Origin of the sequence: Haloarcula sp. CBA1122, assembly GCF_009741785.1 — an archaeon.
Taxonomy (GTDB): Archaea; Halobacteriota; Halobacteria; order Halobacteriales; family Haloarculaceae; genus Haloarcula; species Haloarcula hispanica.
This window is the reverse complement of the sequence record NZ_WPCB01000097.1, coordinates 1-3,488: the sequence shown is the minus strand read 5'-3', so window position 1 is coordinate 3,488 and position 3,488 is coordinate 1. Positions and strand designations below refer to the sequence as shown.

Sequence of the window (3,488 nt, the reverse complement as noted above, 5' to 3'; positions counted from 1 at the left end):
AGATGAGTTCAGCGAGAAGTTCATGTATCCATGCTAGTGAGAATGGGCTTTGAATCCTCTGTGCGGCACATCTGGAACTCGTACTAGATTGGAACGTGGAGCAGTTCGTCATAAATGGTGATGGCGACTTCGTGGACACGGTCACGCCGGGGCGGCCTGCTCGCGTCGGGACCGGGCTCGACCCCGCAATCACGAAAGGCGACGCGCTCGCCGGACAGGTCGCCGGGCCGCCCGGGAGCCTCCCGCCGGTTCACGAGACGTTCACGATGGACGTCGACCTGCTGGAACGCATCGTCGGCGACGACGGCGGCGAAGTCGACGAGATTTCGACCGGCGAACCGCTGATGCTGACTATCGGTACCGCCACCACAGTCGGTTCGGTCACAAGCGCGCGCGACGAGGAATGTGAAGTCGCGCTCAAGCGCCCGGTCTGTGCGGCCTCGGGCTCGAAGATCGCCATCAACCGCCGTGTCGGCGCTCGGTGGCGGCTCATCGGTGTCGGCACGCTGCGGTGATGATTGTGCTGGACACGAACGCACTGATGATGCCGGTCGAATGCAACGTACGGCTGTTCGAGGAACTCGATAGGGTGCTGCCGGACGCGACGGACTACGTCGCGCCCGCTGCCGTCCGCGACGAACTGGCGAAACTGGCCGACGGGGCCGGTGCGGAAGCGACGGCCGCCTCGGTCGGGCAGGACCTGCTCGACCGGTGTACGGTTCGGGAGACGACGGCGGACTACGCGGACGACGCCGTCCTCGAACTGGCACAGGCAGACGATGCGACACACGCGGTCACGAACGACACCCCCCTCAAACGACGCCTGCTGGACGCGGGCGTCCAGTAATTAGTTTAAGGGGCCGGAACAAACTGGGTATCACTCAACCATAACACATGTATAAACGGGTACGCCTACGCGATACGGTCGAAGTCCCGCCACGCTTTCTGGCGGAGGTCAGTCCGGGGCTGGTCAAACGGCTCCTGCAAGAGAAGCTCGAAGGACGAATGGACGAAGACGTCGGCAGCGTCGTCTCCGTCATCGAGGTCCACGACATCGGCACCGGTGCCGTGCTGCCGAACAAGCCCGGCGTCTACTACGAGGCCGAGTTCGACGCCCTCACGTTCGACCCACAGATGCAGGAAGTGGTCGACGGCGAGGTCGTCGAGGTCGTCAACTTCGGGGCCTTCATCGGCATCGGGCCGGTCGACGGTCTGCTCCACGTCTCCCAGATCTCCGACGAGTATCTGGCCTACGACGAGGAGAACCAGCAACTCGCCTCCCGCGAGTCCAACCGGACGCTCACCGTCGGTGACGCCGTCCGGGCGCGTATCGTCACCAAGAGTATCGACGAGCGCAACCCGCGCGACTCCAAGATCGGCCTGACGGCGAAACAGGTCGGCCTGGGCAAGCACGGCTGGCTCCAGGAGGAGCGCGAGCGCCGTGAAGGCACGGCGGAAGCCGGTGATAGCTGATGGCGGACCGACTCGTCTGTCGCGACTGTCACCGCGTCCAGAGCGCGGAGATCGAAAGCCAGTGTGAGGCCTGCGGCGGCACCGCACTGACCGAGGACTGGGCCGGCTACGTCGTCATCGCCCACCCGGAGCGCTCCGACATCGCTGAGGAGATGGAAGTGACCGAGCCGGGCAAGTACGCGCTGAAAGTCCGCTAACGTGTCCGACGTCGTTCTCGAACTCCCGAGTGACTTGCGGCACGAGCTGAAAGAGCCGCTCGGACGGATTTATACCGATACAGCGGCGCTGCTGGCCGACGCCGGTGACCCCATCATCGCCGTTGGCGATATGGTCACGTACCACCTCATCGAGGCCGGACGGGTGCCCGACCTCGCGCTGGTCGACGAACGGACCAAGCGCTCGGCCGTCGACGCGGACGTGTCGGCGGCTATCGACGGGTTTGACCGGAAGCGAGACGTGTCAAACCCGGCCGCGACGCTCACCGCCGAACTGCTTGCTGCGCTCAGGGACGGTATCGACAGCGGCGAGACGACACTTCTCGATGTCGACGGCGAGGAGGACCTCGCCACGCTCCCCGCAGTGCTCGCCGCACCTGCCGGTGCCAGCGTCGTGTACGGCCAGCCGGACGAAGGGATGGTGCTGGCAGACTGTGACGCCGAAGCCCGGGACCGGGTCCGGTCGCTGCTGGAGCGGATGGACGGTGACGCCGAGCGGGCGATTGCGCTCGTGTCGGAGTAACCGGCGAGAAAACGGGACGCGACCGGTTTTATTCCGGCCGTGGAACGCTGAGGTTCTGCATATCTGTTTCACAGCGGTCGCAGGTGACTGTCGAGCGCTCGCTACAGAGGCGCTTTCCGCAGTCCGGGCATTCGAATAACTGTTCGTCGTCGTCGCACGGGGCGGGGTCTGACCACGTCGGCATACTTGGTACTAATTAGCATTTGTCATGGCATAAACCTTGCTCATACCGCAATAAATAACAACGCATGTCCAGAGAAGGTGGACGTATGTTCACTCAAGAACGTGGACGTGTCTGACAAGTGAACGGTGGACTCGCCGCTGGAAGTAGTCGGTGACAGTCCAGCCTGCGCCGGTCCCTGCCTCGCGCCAGTCGCGGTCGGCGACCAGCACGCACCGTCCTGTGACGCGGTCGGCTTCGCCGAGTGCACCGGAAACGAGGGGGGCGAGTTCGCCCTCGATACGGGACTGGCGGCCGTAGGGGGCGTCGAAGACGACGGCGTCGACGGCGTCGTCGGCAACCGGTAGTTTGGACGCATCGGAGCGGAACACCCCCCAGTCGCCCGGGTCGGGATAGGCGTCCCTGTTGGGATGGCCGTTGCCGTCGAGCGCGTAGCTCAGGTTCTCGCGCGTCCCCGAGACCATCTTTTCCTGTGCGTCGCCGCCGACCACGTCGGCCCCGACCAGCCCCGCCTCTAGCAGGAGGCGCCGGTGCCACACATCGGGTCCAGTATCGTTGCGTCCGGGCCGGCTCCGGCGATATTGACCAGCGCGCGGGCTTCGAGCGGGTCCATGCTGCCGGGCTGGAAGAACGGGCGGTCTGTCGGCTGTCGGCCGCCGAAGTCCCGCACGCTCTCGGCGGTAAGCCAGCCCAGCGCACAGCAGGCCTCGCCGGTCCCGCCCTCCTCGTCGCCGTCGGGGTCTGAGAGATAGGCATAGAGGACGTGGTCGGGGTCGTCGAGGTCGACGGGAAAGCCGCGGTCGGTCAGCACCCCGCCCAGCGTCCGCTCAGCCTGTTGTGTGTCGATGCCAGTGCTCGCTCGCACGTCGACCGCTCGCACGGCGACGCTCCCCTCGCGGTCGATGGTCGCGGCCGACAGCAGCGCGGCGGCGCTTTCGATGTCGGGGTCCGCGGTTCCGATCAGGTCACAGGCCCGGTGGGTGAACGCGAGGTGGCGAACACGGTCGCTGATGCCCCGTGCCGTCGCTAGTCCGGGCGCGAGGGTGTCGACGGCGCTCGCGGCGCTTGCTGCCTCCCGCCGCGCGAACGCGTCGCC

General features: G+C 65.9%; 4 protein-coding genes and 3 pseudogenes. 5 read left to right on the top strand and 2 right to left on the bottom strand.

The annotated features are described in order from the left end of the window. Positions 1–155 precede the first annotated feature (155 nt). From GJ630_RS19245 to GJ630_RS19225, 5 genes and pseudogenes are all read left to right on the top strand, one after another. Positions 156–515, top strand: a pseudogene (locus tag GJ630_RS19245) (translation initiation factor IF-2 subunit gamma); the annotation flags it as partial. Continuing rightward, positions 515–891: pseudogene (locus GJ630_RS19240) on the top strand (twitching motility protein PilT). The pseudogenes GJ630_RS19245 and GJ630_RS19240, both read left to right, overlap by 1 nt. A 3-nt stretch (positions 892–894) precedes the next feature. Then, positions 895–1,473: a DNA-directed RNA polymerase gene (locus GJ630_RS19235; RefSeq protein ID WP_004516007.1), complete on the top strand. Its 579-nt coding sequence runs from the start codon at positions 895–897 to the stop codon at positions 1,471–1,473. Beyond that, a complete protein-coding gene (gene spt4 / locus GJ630_RS19230; RefSeq protein ID WP_004960449.1) occupies positions 1,473–1,670 on the top strand; it encodes a transcription elongation factor subunit Spt4 in 198 nt (65 codons plus the stop codon). Before GJ630_RS19235 ends, spt4 begins: the two co-directional genes overlap by 1 nt. A gap of 1 nt (position 1,671) precedes the next feature. Continuing rightward, entirely contained in the window at positions 1,672–2,211 is a 540-nt protein-coding gene (locus GJ630_RS19225; protein WP_014039131.1) for a GTP-dependent dephospho-CoA kinase family protein, read from the top strand. 28 nt (positions 2,212–2,239) lie between these two features. Here the strand turns inward: GJ630_RS19225 and GJ630_RS19220 are convergent, their stop codons facing one another. Beyond that, a complete protein-coding gene (locus GJ630_RS19220) occupies positions 2,240–2,395 on the bottom strand; it encodes a rubrerythrin-like domain-containing protein (protein ID WP_151102751.1) in 156 nt (51 codons plus the stop codon). A gap of 89 nt (positions 2,396–2,484) precedes the next feature. Then, positions 2,485–3,488, bottom strand: a pseudogene (locus GJ630_RS19215) (TIGR01177 family methyltransferase); the annotation flags it as partial.

Excerpts from the sequence above, each read along its gene's own strand:
- GJ630_RS19235 (WP_004516007.1), top strand. The coding sequence starts at position 895 with ATGTATAAACGGGTACGCCTACGCGATACGGTCGAAGTCCCGCCACGC.
- spt4 (WP_004960449.1), top strand. The coding sequence starts at position 1,473 with ATGGCGGACCGACTCGTCTGTCGCGACTGTCACCGCGTCCAGAGCGCG.
- GJ630_RS19220 (WP_151102751.1), bottom strand. The coding sequence starts at position 2,395 with ATGCCGACGTGGTCAGACCCCGCCCCGTGCGACGACGACGAACAGTTA.